The 671-nt window shown below is 57.4% G+C and carries 1 protein-coding gene; it reads right to left on the bottom strand.

Features of this window, described 5'->3' with window-relative positions; translation table 11 throughout:
* Positions 1-671, bottom strand: a 671-nt coding sequence (locus AC1DRJ_RS31245; RefSeq protein WP_477805505.1) for a TOTE conflict system archaeo-eukaryotic primase domain-containing protein, incomplete at both ends; no start/stop codon positions are given.

Here is a 671-nt window from a genome sequence, read left to right as displayed (position 1 = left end):
GGATGCCTGCATCGTGTTCTAGCATCGCCGCTACAGCAGCCTCCTGATCCTCCCGCAACGAACCGGCGAAGTTAGGGTTGATCGGCTCTCCGGCAAAACGCTCATCCTGAACAATCGGGGCAATACCGTTATCGTTCAGAAGCTCCAACGCGGCATCCAGGCAACCGCGAGGCAGCGCGATGTGCTTGGGGAAGTTCTCTGCACAGCCGATGATACGGGGCTTGTTCCAGACCGACAGACGCATCGCCTGCGCCTTATAAAACTCTGGATTCTGAAACGCGGCCAGCCTGATCAATCGATTAGCCAGTGCCTGGGGTAGCTCGGTCTTTTCGAAGTAGATCAGGTTGGCCAACGTAACGGTCAACGTTGCCGGCATTGGGCAGGATAGCTTTTGTTCGCGGGGGGTCTTCCACGGCTCCGGCTGGTCTTCCTCCGCGACAAATGTTACGTCCAGAGGGTGTGCATGACCGGTCGCACACACGATGGCCGGATCGATATCCTCCACAGCCATAGGCTGGATGCTGGCCAGGAATGCCCATTGATCGGCATACGGTTTCAGTTCATCGTCCACGAAGACGCTGCATCCGTGCTCGCGGGCTTTCTTTTGCAAGGGCAGTGCGATCAGGTTGCCGAAGCCACCTTTCGGCATTCTGTCCTGGTTCGGGAACAAT

The sequence above is a fragment of the Pseudomonas sp. P5_B2 genome, from assembly GCF_056400445.1.
Note: the sequence above shows the minus strand (reverse complement) of the source record. Positions and strands in the feature narration are given on the sequence as shown.